Below are 13,955 nucleotides of genomic sequence, written 5' to 3'. Positions count from 1 at the left end.
GTTACAACCAGAGGTTCAGCAAACGCGCGCCACGGGCATTGCCGTCGGCGAACTGCTGCCCGTTGCTGCTGAGAAAACTTTGACCGGCGCTGCCCTGATCCCAGAATTGACCGCGCAGGAACACGCTCATGCCGGCGATTGCCTGGCTGCTGGGTGGTTGAGTGGTGAGTGTCAGACGATGCCAGGCCTGGCCTTCGCTGAGCTCCCCGGCCTTGAGACTGACGGAGCCAGGCGTCAACAGCCCCTTGTAGCCACGCCACGGTTTGTCCCAGGTGCCGCGCCCGATCACAAACGCCGGGACCGCGACGAACTTCGCACCCTGGCTGTCGAGCTTGCGGTAATTGTCCGGGTACCAGCTGTCGCTGCCGATCAGAACACCCAAGCGTCCGGCCGGGGTGTCGACGACGTTGAGCGTATGCTCGCCATTGGCCGCGATGACGTCATGCTCATCGAAGATCGGATGCATCTGACGCTGGGGCTGGCCGATCGGCAGGCCATCGGTGCCGAACACCACGGTGCTGTTGTACAACGCGCCGCGGCCGATTTTCAGGGTGCCGTCGATGACGTTAGGCTCCGGGAGCACAATGGAGCCCGCCACCAGGGTCACGTGAAATTCTTTCGCCAGACCACCAAACAGCGCCTGGTAGTCTTTGGCCATGCCTTTGGCCTTCATGCGCAGGTGCGCGTCGTCCAGACGGCTGTCGCCCTTGGCGCTGATTAGCGCGCGGAGGAACTTCAAGGGATTGCTCACCGCCAGCCAGTTCATGGCTTCCTTGAGCGTGGTGGCTTGGTACAGCTCATCTTTCTCACCGCTGACCATCAACCAGGTGCCGACATGTTCGGGCAGTACAACGATGGTTTTTTCATTCAGCAGGCCCTGGTCCTGGGCCTTCTGCAAATAGGCCGCCAGTTTGCGGTGCAAGCGCTCGGGGCTTTGGTAGTCGGTGGGAAACAGCTCGGGCTGGATGCCCAGCAAGTTGCCGCGATCAGCAGGTGTGCCTTGGTCGACCGCTAGATTGATCCGCAGGTCCGACAGGTAATGACCCACAGGACGGTCCGCGGCCCACATGGCGTAGGTCGTGAGGGCGGCGATCAACGCCATGGAAAAGGTCAGGTACAGAAGTTTGCGCATGGGGAAACAGAACGGCCGTGTGCAGGGTTCGCGACTAGGGTAGGGCGCATGCCGGCACTTGCCAAGGGGCACTGCACATTTGAATCAATAAGTTGTCAGTTACGGTCATTGAGTGACGGCGGCGCGACTCTTAGTCTGTCCAACATGACTGACGGGGGCCGTAGAGCTCCTGCACTTTTTCCGTGATCGCTCGATGTGGAGTTACCGATGGCCGCCGCTCATTACCCGCACCTGTTGGCCCCGCTGGACCTGGGTTTTACCACGTTGCGCAACCGTACCCTGATGGGGTCGATGCACACCGGTCTTGAGGAAAAGCCCGGCGGTTTCGAGCGCATGGCGGCGTACTTCGCCGAACGTGCCCGTGGTGGCGTTGGCCTGATGGTCACCGGTGGTATTGGCCCGAACGATGAGGGCGGGGTGTACTCCGGCGCGGCCAAACTGACCACCGAGGACGAAGCGCTCAAGCACCGGATCGTCACCCGCGCGGTGCACGAGGCGGGCGGCAAGATCTGCATGCAGATTCTTCACGCCGGCCGTTATGCCTATAGCCCGAAACAAGTCGCGCCGAGCGCCATTCAGGCGCCGATCAATCCGTTCAAGCCAAAAGAGCTGGACGAGGAAGGCATCGAGAAACAGATCAGCGACTTCGTCACCTGTTCGACCCTGGCGCAACAGGCCGAATACGACGGCGTCGAGATCATGGGCTCCGAAGGTTATTTCATTAACCAGTTCCTCGCCGCCCACACCAACCACCGTACTGACCGCTGGGGCGGCAGCTATGAAAACCGTATGCGCCTGCCGGTGGACATCGTCCGTCGGGTGCGTGAAGCGGTAGGCCCGAACTTCATTATTATCTTCCGCCTGTCGATGCTCGATTTGGTGGAAGGCGGCAGCAGCTGGGAAGAAATCGTCCAGTTGGCCAAGGCCGTCGAACAGGCCGGTGCAACGATCATCAACACCGGCATTGGCTGGCACGAAGCACGGATCCCGACCATCGCCACCAAAGTGCCGCGCGGCGCGTTCAGCAAAGTCACGGCCAAGCTGCGCGGCTCGGTGAGCATTCCGCTGATTACCACCAACCGCATCAACACCCCGGAAGTCGCCGAGCAGATTCTGGCCGAAGGCGATGCCGACATGGTCTCCATGGCGCGGCCGTTCCTCGCCGACCCGGACTTCGTCAACAAGGCAGCCGCCGGCCGTGGCGATGAAATCAACACGTGCATCGGTTGCAATCAGGCGTGCCTGGATCACACCTTCGGCGGCAAGTTGACCAGTTGCCTGGTGAACCCGCGCGCCTGCCATGAAACCGAACTCAATTACCTGCCGGTGCAACAGATCAAGAAAATCGCTGTGGTCGGTGCCGGTCCTGCGGGTTTGTCCGCGGCTACCGTGGCCGCCGAGCGCGGGCATCAGGTGACGCTGTTTGATTCGGCCAGCGAAATTGGTGGCCAGTTCAACATCGCCAAGCGCGTGCCAGGCAAGGAAGAGTTCTTTGAAACCCTGCGCTACTTCAATCGCAAGCTACAGACCACCCACGTCGAGGTGTGCCTGAACACCCGCGTCGATGTCGCACAACTGGTAGACGGCGGTTACGACGAGATCATTCTCGCCACCGGCATCGCCCCAAGAACCCCGGCGATTCCGGGCGTCGAGAACGCCAAGGTGCTGAGCTATCTGGACGTGATCCTTGAGCGCAAACCGGTGGGCAAGCGCGTCGCAGTGATTGGCGCCGGTGGTATCGGATTTGATGTGTCAGAGTTTCTGGTTCACCAGGGCGTGGCCACCAGCCAGAATCGCGAGGCGTTCTGGAAGGAGTGGGGCATCGATACGCATCTGGAAGCGCGCGGCGGTGTCGCCGGTATCAAGGCTGAACCCCATGCCCCGGCTCGTGAAGTCTTCCTGCTGCAGCGCAAGAAATCCAAGGTCGGCGACGGCCTGGGCAAGACCACCGGCTGGATTCACCGCACGGGGCTTAAGAACAAGCAGGTGCAGATGCTCAACAGCGTCGAGTACCTGAAGATTGACGACGAGGGGTTGCACATCCGCATCGGCGAAACCGGCGAGCCGCAAGTGCTGCCGGTGGACAACATCGTGATCTGCGCCGGGCAGGATCCGCTGCGCGAACTGCAGGAGGGTCTGGTAGCGGCCGGGCAGAACGTGCATTTGATTGGCGGCGCGGATGTGGCGGCGGAGCTGGATGCCAAGCGCGCGATCAACCAAGGGTCGCGTCTGGCTGCTGAACTCTAAAACTCACACATTCTGTAGCAGCTGGCGCAGCCTGCGTCCGGCTGCGCAGCAGTCGTAAAGTCGGCCACCGCGGTGATTCAGGTAAACGGGGATGGCAGGATTGACGACTGCTGCGCAGCCGGACGCAGCCTGCGCCAGCGGCTACAAGGTTTGCGTTGGCTGATAGACTGGCGTCTTTTCCGTCTGCGCAGAGCCGATGCTTTCTCCTCCAGCCAACTGGCTACCCAAGCCCCTGCTCGAACCCCTTCATCTCGGCTGGCTGACCAATGCCGGCATCGAAGCCGCGATCCTGCGTCTGGACCAGATCGATCCACTGATCAGCGGCAACAAGTGGTTCAAACTCATCGAGCACCTGAAATCCGCTGACCGGTTCGGTGCCAAAGGCATCATCAGCCTCGGCGGTGCCCATTCCAATCATCTGCATGCACTGGCCGCCGCGGGCAAACGTTTCGGTTTCACCACCGTTGGCCTGCTGCGTGGACATCCACAAGAAACGCCGACGGTGAAGGACTTGCAGGCGTTCGGTATGCAGCTGCATTGGCTGGGTTATGGCGGTTATCGAGCGCGGCACGCGCCGGGTTTCTGGCAACCCTGGCAGGCGCAGTATCCCGATCTGCATCCGGTGCCGGAAGGTGGCGGCGGTTTGCAGGGAGCAAAGGGCTGCATGCAACTGAGGACAATGGTCAGCGAGCAACTGAACGGTCTGGGCTGGAACGACTACGACGGCTGGTGGCTGGCCTGCGGAACGGGCACGACCCTGGCCGGTCTGGTGCTGGCCGAGGCGGGCGAACACCCGGTGTATGGTGCGCTGGCCGTGCCCGACGATCATGGGGTTGCGCAGCAGGTCGAGTCGATTGTGCGAGAGGCGGGTTTACAGGATCGCGCTTATGAATGGTTCGACACCAGCCGTGGTGGCTTTGCCAAAGTCGATCCGCTGTTACTCGAATTCATCGATCAGACCGAACAGGCCAGCGGCATTTCCCTCGAACCGCTGTACACCGGCAAAGCACTGTTGGCGCTCAAGCAGCAAATCGAAGCGGGAAAGTTTGCTCGCGGGACACGCCTGATCTTCATCCACACCGGCGGTTTGCAGGGCCGCCGGGGTTTCCGGTGAGCGGCCGAATTTAGCCGCGCTTGGGCATCATCCGCAGCAAGGTGTTATCGCGCACCACATAGTGGTGATAAATCCCCGCCAAGGCATGCAGGCCGATCAGCCAATAGCCGATAGTGCCGCCGAGTTCATGCCAACCCTCAATCTGCTTGGCCAACGCCTTGTCTTCTGCGATCAGCAACGGCAGGTCAAAACCGTAGAACATCACTTGATGGCCTTTGGCGCTGGTGACCAGCCAGCCCAGAATCGGCATGGCGATTATGAAAATGTACAGCGCCCAGTGCATCAATTTGGCCAGCACGGTCTGCCAGTGAGGCGAGGCCGGGAAAATTTGCGGTGCCGGGCTTAGGCTGCGAGCAAACAGCCGCAGCCAGACCAGCACAAACACCGTCAAGCCCAGCAAAAAGTGCGATTCGGTGATCAGCGTCCGGCCGCCACTGCCTTTTGGAAAGATCCCGCGAAATTCGATACAGGCGTAAACCAGCGCCAGCAGGACCAGCATCAACCAATGCAGCGAGATCGATACGGTGCTGTAGCGTGAGTCGGAATTCTTCCAGGGCATACGGTGTTCCTCACAGTTCAGGTCGAACCACCGTTCGTGTTCGACGGTGTGCGTTAACTGTAATCCGCATTGGTGGATTTGCCTTTGGCTATTTGGACGTTCATTGCTCTGGATCAGGTGATCGGCCACAAAAAAGCGCCAGTTGCGTTAAGGAACTGGCGCTTTTTTATGAGGCGATAGGCTCAATCAGCGGGTTTGCGGCATCTGGCCATTGGCCAGGCGCTTATTGATATCAGCGATCACTTCCGGCAAATCGGTAATGGTGTCGATCATGTAGTGCGGCCGCGAGCCTTCGAACATTGCATGGATGCGTTTACGTTCGCGGGCCAGCTTGTCGCTGCCCAGGGCGCGATATCCTTCGTAGTCCAGGCCCAGCGCGTTGCCCGAGCAGATCAGCGCCACGGTCCACATGCCGGCACGGCGACCTTCGAGAATGCCCGGCACGGTGTCGTCGATCTTCACGCAGGCCGCGACATCATCGATGCCGAGGGCGATCACGTTGGCGAGCGCTTGGGCCGGCCATGGACGGCCGTTAGGCACTTCATCAGTGGCGACCACATGATCGGCGATGTAGCCGTTGGTGGCGGCCAGTTCGACAACCTTGTCCATGACCTGTTTCGGGTAACCGGAGCAGGAACCGATCTTGATCCCCTGCTGGCGCAGGTTGGCGATGGTGTCCAGTGCGCCCGGAATCAGCGCCGAGTGCTCGGCGATTTTCTCGATTTGCAGTGGCATGAAGCGTTTGTAGATGGCGGTGACGTCGTCATCGGTCGGCGTCCGGCCGAACACCGCGCGATAACGCTCGGCGACTTGCGGCTGATCGCACAGGGTGCGGATGTGGTCCCACTTGCCCATGCCCATCGGCCCGCGGGCTTCTTCGATGGAAACCTGGACGTCGAACTCGGCGAAGGCTTCGACAAAAATCTGCGTCGGCGCGAAGGAGCCGAAGTCAACCACGGTGCCGGCCCAGTCGAGAATGGCAGCTTGCAGTTTGGTTGGGTTGCTGTAGTTCATGGTGATCAAATCCTGTAATTGGGGAATAGTGATCCCTGTAGCAGCTGTCGAGCTTGCGAGGCGGCGTTCGGCTGCGGAGCAGTCGTAAACCCTGACGACGCGGTCCACCTGAAACACCGAGGTGGATGTTTTACGACTGCTGCGCAGCCGAACGCAGGCTCGCGCAGCTCGCCAGCTGCTACAGGTCGTCGTGAATCAAATTTCTAAAACTTCCATCTCGCGCAGTACTTCGGCGACCGCCGCCACCGCCGCGTGCATCTCGGCCTGGTTGACGTGGCCGATGCAGCCGACGCGGAAGGTTTCGACCTGGGTCAATTTGCCCGGGTAGAGGATAAAGCCCTTGGCTTTGACGCGTTCGTAGAACTCCTTGAACTGGTAGCGCGGATCTTTCGGCGCGTGGAAGGTGACGATGATCGGCGCCTGAATGGCGGCGGGCAGAAAGCTGCGCAGTCCGAGCTTGGCCATGTCATCGAGCAGCACCTGGCAGTTGTTGGCGTAGCGCTGATGCCGGGCAGGCAAACCCCCTTCTTCGTTGTATTGCAGCAGGGCTTCGTGCAGCGCGGCGACCACATGGGTCGGCGGGGTGAAGCGCCATTGACCGGTCTTGGCCATGTAGGTGTGCTGGTCAAAAAGGTCCATCGCCAGCGAGTGCGAGTTGCCGGCGGCATTCGCCAGCGCCTCTTTGCGAGCGAAGACGAAACCCATTCCCGGCACGCCTTCCAGGCATTTGCCCGAAGCGGCGATCAACGCGTCGAACGGCACCTGTTGCGCGTCGATCGGCAGGGCACCAAAGGAGCTCATGGCGTCGATGATCAGGCGTTTGCCGTGTTGCGCGATGACGTGGGCGATTTCCGGCAGCGGGTTGAGGATACCGGTGCTGGTTTCGCAGTGAATCAGCGCGACGTGGGTAATGCTGGCGTCGGCGCGCAGCAGGCGGTCGACGTCGGCGGCGGTGGTCGGTTCGTCTTCGGCAGTTTCAAAGGTGCTGAAGGAGCGGCCGAGCACTTCGCAGATTTTCGCCAGGCGTTTGCCATAGGCGCCGTTGATCAGCACCAGGACGTTGCCGTCGCGTGGCACCAGCGTGCCGATCGCTGCTTCGACGGCGAACGTGCCGCTGCCTTGCAGGGGCACGCAGTGGTGGCTGTCGCCGCCGTTGATGATCGCCAGCAGTTGCTCGCAGAGGTTGGCGGTCAGTTGATTGAAGCGATCATCCCATGAGCCCCAGTCGACCATCATCGCCTGACGGGTGCGGGCCGATGTGGTCAATGGGCCGGGGGTGAGCAGGATGGGCTCGGCAGTACTCATTCTCGTGTCCTCGCAATCGATGAGATGAAGCTACGGGGCTTAAATTGCAATTTGCCGTGCTATCAATCAAATTGTTTGTTGTTATGCCAACCATCAGTGAGGGTTATTCATGAACCTGTTCCAGCTCCGCGCCTTCGACGCCGTGGCCCGTGAGGGCAGCTTCACCCGGGCCGCTGCGCGATTGTTCATCAGCCAACCGGCGGTCACCGGCCACATCAAGGCGCTGGAGGAGCACTACCAGATCACCTTGTTGCGGCGCACGGCACGACGAGTGGAATTGACGGAGGAGGGCACCCAACTGGCCGCGATCACCCGGGCGATGTTCGGTCTGGCCGAAGAAGCGCAGGTGATGTTGGAGGCGAACCGGCAGTTGCTGACCGGGCGTTTGGAAGTGGCGGCGGACGGGCCGCACATGGTCATGCCGATGCTCGCCAGCCTGCGCGCTCGCTATCCCGGAATTACCGTGAACCTGCGGCTGGGCAATGCTCAGGAAACCCTGGCGGCGTTGCTGTCGGAGCATGCCGACGTGGCGGTGCTGACCGAAGTCGAACCGCGCAAGGGCTTGCATCTGCAAGGCTTAAGCGAGTCACGAATGTGTGCGTTGGTGCCTGAGGGGCATCCGTGGGCGCAGATGTCGAAGGGCGTGCCGCTTAAGGCGCTGGATCAGGTGATCATGGTGTTGCGCGAGCCAAGTTCGATAACCCGGCGCACCTTCGACAAGGCCTGTGCGACGGCGTTGGTCAATCCACGGGTGTTGCTGGAACTGGACAGTCGCGAGGCGGTGACCGAAGCCGTCGCCGCAGAATTGGGGGTTGGCGTGGTGTCGTCGGTGGAAGTCAGCCACGACCCGAGGGTGGTGGCGGTGCCTATTATTGGCGAAGGGTTGGTCAATCGGCACATGATTGGCTGCATGGAACGGCGCCGGGATTTACGCTTGATCCAGGCGTTTTTTGATTTGGCGCCATCCAGTTGAACCGCGGCGCGGCTATCGCGGGCAAGCCACGCTCCTACAAGGATAACGTTGAACCTGTGGGAGCGAGGCTTGCCCGCGAAGAGGCCGGGCCTGCTTATGCCAGACTCTCGCGAACCATCTCCAGAAACGTCGCCACCACCCGCCGCGAACTCTGCTCGCGCAAGCACACCAGTGTCTCGGTCAGCCGTCGTTTGCAATCGGTAATCGGCAGCGCGCAAACCCTCGAATCCGCACCGAACTCGGCAGCCGATACCACACCGACACCAATCCCCACGACCACCGCTTCACGCGCCGCTTCCCGACCTTCAACCTGAATCGCCGGACGAATGCGAAACCCGGCCCGAGCCATTTCTTCTTCCAGCGTCTGGCGCGTCACCGAGCCGATTTCCCGCAGCACCAAAGGCGTGTCATCCAGGTCCGCGAGGCAAATCGACTCTCGGTCGGCCCACGGATGATGGCGGGAAACGAACGCCACCATCGGGTCATTGCGCAGCGGCAGCGAGATCAATCGTTCGTCACTGACCTCACGCCCCAACAACGCCAGATCGGCCTGGTAGTTGAACAACCGAAACAGCGATTCATCGGTGTTACCGGTTTCGATTTTCACGCTGATGCCGGGATAGCGTTCGCAGAACCGCGCGATCTGCGGCAGCACATGCACCGGCGCATCGACGGCGAGAATCAGGCTGCCGGTCTGCAGTGCCTGAGACTCCTGAAGCAACTCTTGAGCCTCGGCCTCGATGACGAACAGCCGCTGAGTAATGCTCAACAAGCGCTCGCCCAGATCGGTCAGGCGTACCGAGCGTTTGTTGCGGTGGAACAACAGCACCCCGAAACGCTCTTCGAGTTTGCGCACTTGGTCGGAAATCGCCGGTTGGGTGAGAAATAGCCGCGCGGCGGCTTTGGTAAAGCTTCCGTGGACGGCAACGGCGTGGAAGGCTTTGAGCTGGGCGTGGGAAACCGACATCGAAACCTCCAGTAACAAGCTGAGCTTATATTGGAAATACGATAAATCGATTTCACTTATTAATCAGTAATTGTTTTTATCGACCTCAGCCCCGGTGACTGGTCAGTCAAACAGCGTCGGCGGCCATGAGCCTGTGCGTGCAACAGCAGGACTCATCTGACCGAGATCGCCTCAGGGATGCAGCGATATCGAAGTGCTCAACAATAAAAAAACAGGCGTTATTTCTCAATTTCTGCCGGCACACTCACACCCTGAGGTCAGAACCACCATGAACAAGCACATCGGCACCATCAAGCGTTGGCGCGTGCAGATCTTCGCGATCACCTGGCTCGCTTACGCCGCGTTCTATTTCACCCGCAAAGCCTTTTCCGTGGCAAAACTGGGGATCGCCGAAGACCCCACCTTCATGCTCGACAAAATGGCCATGGCCAACCTCGACGCCATCTACCTAACGGCTTACGCCATCGGGCAATTCACTTGGGGCATCCTGGCCGACCGCTTTGGCGCGAGGGTCGTGGTGTTTGGCGGGTTACTGATCTCCGCAGCGGCAGCGCTGGTGATGGGCAGTTTCGCGACGTTGCCAATCTTTGCCACCTGCATGCTGATTCAAGGGTTGGCGCAGTCCACCGGCTGGTCCGGGCTGTGCAAGAACCTCGGCAATTTCTTTCCGGCCGAGCAGCGCGGGCGGGTGTTGGGGTTGTGGAGTTCCTGCTACGCCTTTGGTGGTCTGGTGGCATCGCCGTTTGCTGGCTGGTGGGCGTATACGCTGATCGGCACCTGGCACGCGGCGTTCTTTTCCAGTGCGGCGGTGGTTGGGCTGGTCGCCGTGCTGTTTTTCATTTTTCAGCGCAACAAACCCGAAGACGTTGGCTTGCCGGCGGTGGAACCAGCGCCGCAACTGACGGCGGAAGAGGCCGACGCGCAAAGCAAGATCAGCGTGCTGGAACCCTTAAAAGAAATCCTGCGCAACCGGACCGTGCTGGTTCTGGGCCTCGCGTACTTTCTGCTGAAACCGGCGCGCTACGCGATTCTGCTCTGGGGGCCAGTGATCGTCTTCGAGCAGATGCCCTCGGTGGGCAAGGTCGGCGCGGCGATTATCCCCACCGCGTTTGAACTGGCCGGTTTGCTTGGGCCGATTCTGCTCGGTCTGGCCTCGGACAAACTGTTCGGCGCCCGACGCATGCCGGGGTGTGTGCTCAGCCTGTTGGCGCTGACCGTGACCCTGGCATTGTTCATGGGCGCCCTGCATACCGGCAGCGTGATGCTGGTGGTGGCGCTGCTGTTCGTCATGGGCCTGACCCTGTACGGACCGGACTCGATGATCAGCGGCGCGGCAGCCATCGATTTCGGTACCGCCAAGGCCGGCGCAACCTCGGCCGGCTTCGTCAACGGCTGCGGCTCGGTCGGGGCGATTCTCGGCGGGTTGCTGCCGGGCTACTTCGACTCGGTCACCGTGTTCATCGTCTTCGCCGGTTGCGCGTTGTTTTCAGCGCTGGTGCTGATCCCCTATTGGAACAGTCGCCCGGCGGGCCTGCGTGCAGAAAGTGCATTCGTGCCTAACCGGCCGATGAGCGTCAAACCCCTGCGTACCTGAGGAAATACCGATGAGACCTTTCTGGCTGGAACAGGCGCTGGCGGCCGAGTCCTGCGCGCCGTGCGAACCCTTGGCGGGCGACACCCGCGCCGACGTCTGCATTGTCGGTGGTGGTTACACCGGGCTGTGGACCGCGATCATGCTCAAGGAACAGAACCCCGAACTGGATGTGCTGCTGATCGAGGCCGATATCTGCGGCGCCGGCGCCAGTGGCCGCAACGGTGGTTGTGCACTGTCGTGGTCGGCCAAGTACTTCACGCTGGAAAGGTTGTTCGGCGTCGAAGAAGCGGTGCGTTTGGTCAAGGAGTCGGAGCGCAGCATTCATGCCATCGGCGCCTTCTGCGAGCGGTACGCGGTGGACGCCGATTACCGCCTCGACGGGACGCTCTACACCGCCACCAACCGTGCCCAATGCGGTTCGACCGATGCGGTGATCGCGGCGCTGGAGCGCAATGGCATCAACTCCTTCTCGCAACGACCGGTTGCGGATGTACAACGCATGGCCGGTTCCAGCAAACACCTGGAAGGCTGGTTTTCTCCGGCGGCGGCGAGCGTGCAGCCGGGCAAACTGGTGCGCGGCTTGCGCCGGGTCGCCTTGCAACTCGGTGTGAGGATTCATGAGCACACCGCGATGACCGGGTTGGAGGAGGGCAAACCGGCAGGGATTCAAACCCCGAACGGCACCCTTCGCGCGGATCGCGTGGTGCTGGCGATGAACGCCTGGATGGCCCGGGCGTTTCCACAGTTCGAGCGCAGTGTGGCGATCGTTTCCAGCGACATGCTGATCACCGAACCGCGCCCCGATCTGCTCAACGAGATCGGTTTGACCAGCGGCGTCACCGTGCTCGATTCGCGGATTTTCGTGCACTACTACCACAACACCCCGGACGGCCGAATCATGCTCGGCAAGGGCGGCAATACCTTTGCTTACGGCGGGCGAATGTTGCCGGTGTTCGATCAGCCGTCGCCGTATGCCGATTTGTTGCGGCACAGCCTGAGCGAGTTCTTTCCGGCGTTTGCCGAGGTCAAGGTCGAGGCGACCTGGAACGGTCCGTCTGACCGCTCCGTCACCGGTTTGCCGTTCTTCGGCCAGATGAGTGCCAGCGGCAATGTGTTTTACGGTTTCGGATACTCCGGCAGCGGGGTCGGCCCGTGTCATATGGGCGGGCAGATTCTTGCCTCGATGGTCCAGGGACTGGACAACGCCTGGACCCGTTCGCCGCTGATCAACGGCCCCTTGGGCTTCTTTCCGCCGGAACCGATTCGTTACCTTGGCTCCCTGATGGTGCGCAACGCCATCCGCCGCAAGGAGCGCGCCGAGGATCACGGGCGCCCACCGCGGCATCTGGATGTGCGTCTGGCAAAGTTCGCGGCGGCGGCAGGCAAGGCCGACAAGGGATGAGTGTCAGGGGGCGAGGTCCGAGCGATTGACCAGCCAATCGAGCAGCAAGTGGCTATCGCCGCGTAGCTCGGGAGCAGGCCTGGTGCGCGGGTGATGGCCCATACCGACGCACAGCACCGGCCGGTCCGGGTCGCTGTCGAGAAAACTGATGAGTACATCGCTGCCGGCCCTTGGCAGTCTGGACGGGTCAATCCGACCGTCCGGCGCTGCGAGGGCCACGGGTAGCCAGATACCCGCAGATTCATCCGGTTCCGTTGTTGGCCACAGCCTGACCTGCACTTGCCCTCGCTCATCCATCACAGCGGGCTGTCCGGCAGGGCCAAGCACCCGCGCCGGCTGATAGCCCGGGATGCTCGGCCGGGTCTGTGTGAGCGCCGGCCTGAATACCGTTGACCAGGGAATGGCGATGAACTGATTGCGGTAATGGCGGACAGTCACGGGTTTGTCGGCGGCGAGAATCGAAGGCTGTTGCCCCTGATGACGGGTTTCGGTGAGCAGCCATTGATCGTTGAAGCTCGATAGGGGATGCGCTGACACTTGCACAATCCGTGCGCTGCGCAACGCGCTGTGGTTGCTTTGGCCGTGGATTTGCACGTGCTGGCAACGCAGACGCTCCAGTTGTCGTCGGCTCAGATGATCGCGATGGAGGTGCTCGGGAGCGGGACGGGCCATCACCGGCAAGGGTCGGGTGAAAGCGTGGTTGGCCGCGCCCTCGTCGGGGTTTTGCGAGCCACGGTTTCTGGTTGGCAGTCGTGAGGGCGAGTGCGGCGAGTCATGGCGCTGGAACAACTCACTGATCACCGGTAAGTCACTTTCGTCGGGCGCGTTGCCCTGGAAAGGCGTAAGGATCGGTTCCTGGGGGAAACTCAGGCAGTCATCGGCGAGGACCAGTACATGCCTGTCGCGCTGATGTTCGAAGTGATAGTGAATGCCTTCTTCTTCGCACAGCCGTTGCAGCAATGCCAGATCGCTCTCCTCGTACTGAATGCAAAAAGGCCGGAGCGGATAGTGCCCGTTGGATAACTCGAAGCGATAGCTCCCCTCGGGCACATCATGTTCTTCCAGCAGTTGGCGCAGGATCATCGGTACGCTGAGGTGATGAAAGACGCGGCGTAAACGCTGCCGGTCGAGCCATTGAAGGTAGGGCACCAGCACCAGTTTGTAGCCGATCCGGTGGGGGCCGCGATGCTCGCGACTGGCACTGTGAAGGACGCCATGAATACCCTGGCCATCCTTCAGGCTGAGGAAAACCGGTTGTTGCAGTAATCGGTCGAGGTTCATGGCCGGTGCCAGGCTGATCACTTCGATGTCGAATCGATAGGGCTGGTTGAGGGCTTCTCGGCCACTGAATTGCAACACCTGCAAACTCAAATCGCCGTCGAGGAGTGTCAGGGTGAAGGGACTTTCCTTGTCGTTGTGCATCGAACGCGCTTCTGCCATGGGATAAGGGCGCAGAGGGTACGAAACCACAGCCCTTTATGGTCACCGCAAATCGAAGTTTCAGAATCGCCCTACAACTGCCGGTGAAGATGTCGATTCGTCATGCGGGTGAACAGGGTGGATTTTTTGGTCGATTGCCAACTTTAGGCCGTATAAACTTGCGCAAAGCGTCGGCCAATAGATGTCTCGGCGCCACAGATAAGAGAGT

11 protein-coding genes are annotated in these 13,955 nt (G+C 61.0%); 5 read left to right on the top strand and 6 right to left on the bottom strand.

Annotated elements, in window-relative coordinates; all coding sequences use genetic code 11:
* Nucleotide 1: 1 nt before the first annotated feature.
* A complete protein-coding gene (locus tag ACYZT3_RS18975; protein ID WP_462030467.1) occupies nucleotides 2-1,132 on the bottom strand; it encodes a nitrilase-related carbon-nitrogen hydrolase in 1,131 nt (376 codons plus the stop codon).
* A gap of 207 nt (nucleotides 1,133-1,339) precedes the next feature.
* Here ACYZT3_RS18975 and ACYZT3_RS18970 point away from each other — a divergent pair, with 207 nt between their 5' ends.
* Both ACYZT3_RS18970 and ACYZT3_RS18965 read left to right on the top strand, forming a co-directional pair.
* Nucleotides 1,340-3,379, top strand: a complete 2,040-nt coding sequence (locus ACYZT3_RS18970; protein ID WP_462030466.1) for an oxidoreductase — start codon at nucleotides 1,340-1,342, stop codon at nucleotides 3,377-3,379.
* A gap of 196 nt (nucleotides 3,380-3,575) precedes the next feature.
* Nucleotides 3,576-4,493, top strand: coding sequence for a 1-aminocyclopropane-1-carboxylate deaminase/D-cysteine desulfhydrase (locus ACYZT3_RS18965; protein WP_462030465.1), 918 nt, complete (start codon nucleotides 3,576-3,578; stop codon nucleotides 4,491-4,493).
* Nucleotides 4,494-4,503: 10 nt separating this feature from the next.
* Here ACYZT3_RS18965 and ACYZT3_RS18960 read toward each other — a convergent pair whose 3' ends face one another.
* The 3 genes from ACYZT3_RS18960 to ACYZT3_RS18950 all read right to left on the bottom strand — a co-directional run bounded on the left by ACYZT3_RS18960 (nucleotide 4,504) and on the right by ACYZT3_RS18950 (nucleotide 7,371).
* Nucleotides 4,504-5,052: a cytochrome b gene (locus ACYZT3_RS18960; RefSeq protein WP_462030464.1), complete on the bottom strand. Its 549-nt coding sequence runs from the start codon at nucleotides 5,050-5,052 to the stop codon at nucleotides 4,504-4,506.
* Between the two features lie 186 nt (nucleotides 5,053-5,238).
* On the bottom strand, nucleotides 5,239-6,066 hold the full coding sequence (gene phnX / locus ACYZT3_RS18955; protein ID WP_462030463.1) for a phosphonoacetaldehyde hydrolase: 828 nt from the start codon (nucleotides 6,064-6,066) through the stop codon (nucleotides 5,239-5,241).
* Between the two features lie 195 nt (nucleotides 6,067-6,261).
* Nucleotides 6,262-7,371: a 2-aminoethylphosphonate--pyruvate transaminase gene (locus tag ACYZT3_RS18950; RefSeq protein WP_282376484.1), complete on the bottom strand. Its 1,110-nt coding sequence runs from the start codon at nucleotides 7,369-7,371 to the stop codon at nucleotides 6,262-6,264.
* A gap of 109 nt (nucleotides 7,372-7,480) precedes the next feature.
* On the opposite strand from ACYZT3_RS18950, the gene ACYZT3_RS18945 reads away from it, so the two are divergent.
* Nucleotides 7,481-8,344, top strand: a complete 864-nt coding sequence (locus ACYZT3_RS18945) for a LysR substrate-binding domain-containing protein (protein WP_282376485.1) — start codon at nucleotides 7,481-7,483, stop codon at nucleotides 8,342-8,344.
* Nucleotides 8,345-8,438: 94 nt separating this feature from the next.
* Here the strand turns inward: ACYZT3_RS18945 and ACYZT3_RS18940 are convergent, their stop codons facing one another.
* Nucleotides 8,439-9,311, bottom strand: a complete 873-nt coding sequence (locus tag ACYZT3_RS18940; protein WP_282376486.1) for a LysR family transcriptional regulator — start codon at nucleotides 9,309-9,311, stop codon at nucleotides 8,439-8,441.
* A gap of 268 nt (nucleotides 9,312-9,579) precedes the next feature.
* Between ACYZT3_RS18940 and ACYZT3_RS18935 the strand changes: the two genes are divergently transcribed.
* Both ACYZT3_RS18935 and ACYZT3_RS18930 read left to right on the top strand, forming a co-directional pair.
* Nucleotides 9,580-10,905: an MFS transporter gene (locus ACYZT3_RS18935; protein ID WP_282376487.1), complete on the top strand. Its 1,326-nt coding sequence runs from the start codon at nucleotides 9,580-9,582 to the stop codon at nucleotides 10,903-10,905.
* Between the two features lie 4 nt (nucleotides 10,906-10,909).
* On the top strand, nucleotides 10,910-12,307 hold the full coding sequence (locus tag ACYZT3_RS18930) for an FAD-dependent oxidoreductase (RefSeq protein ID WP_462032397.1): 1,398 nt from the start codon (nucleotides 10,910-10,912) through the stop codon (nucleotides 12,305-12,307).
* A 3-nt stretch (nucleotides 12,308-12,310) separates the two neighbouring features.
* Here the strand turns inward: ACYZT3_RS18930 and ACYZT3_RS18925 are convergent, their stop codons facing one another.
* A complete protein-coding gene (locus ACYZT3_RS18925; RefSeq protein ID WP_462030462.1) occupies nucleotides 12,311-13,729 on the bottom strand; it encodes a type VI secretion system Vgr family protein in 1,419 nt (472 codons plus the stop codon).
* Nucleotides 13,730-13,955 lie beyond the last annotated feature (226 nt).

The organism is Pseudomonas sp. MDT1-16, assembly GCF_054898115.1.
The sequence above is the reverse complement of the archived record's forward strand: the minus strand, read 5'-3'. Positions and strand labels throughout refer to the sequence as shown.

Coding starts and splice junctions, on each gene's coding strand:
- ACYZT3_RS18975 (WP_462030467.1), bottom strand. CDS start 1,132: ATGCGCAAACTTCTGTACCTGACCTTTTCCATGGCGTTGATCGCCGCC.
- ACYZT3_RS18970 (WP_462030466.1), top strand. CDS start 1,340: ATGGCCGCCGCTCATTACCCGCACCTGTTGGCCCCGCTGGACCTGGGT.
- ACYZT3_RS18965 (WP_462030465.1), top strand. CDS start 3,576: ATGCTTTCTCCTCCAGCCAACTGGCTACCCAAGCCCCTGCTCGAACCC.
- ACYZT3_RS18960 (WP_462030464.1), bottom strand. CDS start 5,052: ATGCCCTGGAAGAATTCCGACTCACGCTACAGCACCGTATCGATCTCG.
- phnX (WP_462030463.1), bottom strand. CDS start 6,066: ATGAACTACAGCAACCCAACCAAACTGCAAGCTGCCATTCTCGACTGG.
- ACYZT3_RS18950 (WP_282376484.1), bottom strand. CDS start 7,371: ATGAGTACTGCCGAGCCCATCCTGCTCACCCCCGGCCCATTGACCACA.
- ACYZT3_RS18945 (WP_282376485.1), top strand. CDS start 7,481: ATGAACCTGTTCCAGCTCCGCGCCTTCGACGCCGTGGCCCGTGAGGGC.
- ACYZT3_RS18940 (WP_282376486.1), bottom strand. CDS start 9,311: ATGTCGGTTTCCCACGCCCAGCTCAAAGCCTTCCACGCCGTTGCCGTC.
- ACYZT3_RS18935 (WP_282376487.1), top strand. CDS start 9,580: ATGAACAAGCACATCGGCACCATCAAGCGTTGGCGCGTGCAGATCTTC.
- ACYZT3_RS18925 (WP_462030462.1), bottom strand. CDS start 13,729: ATGCACAACGACAAGGAAAGTCCCTTCACCCTGACACTCCTCGACGGC.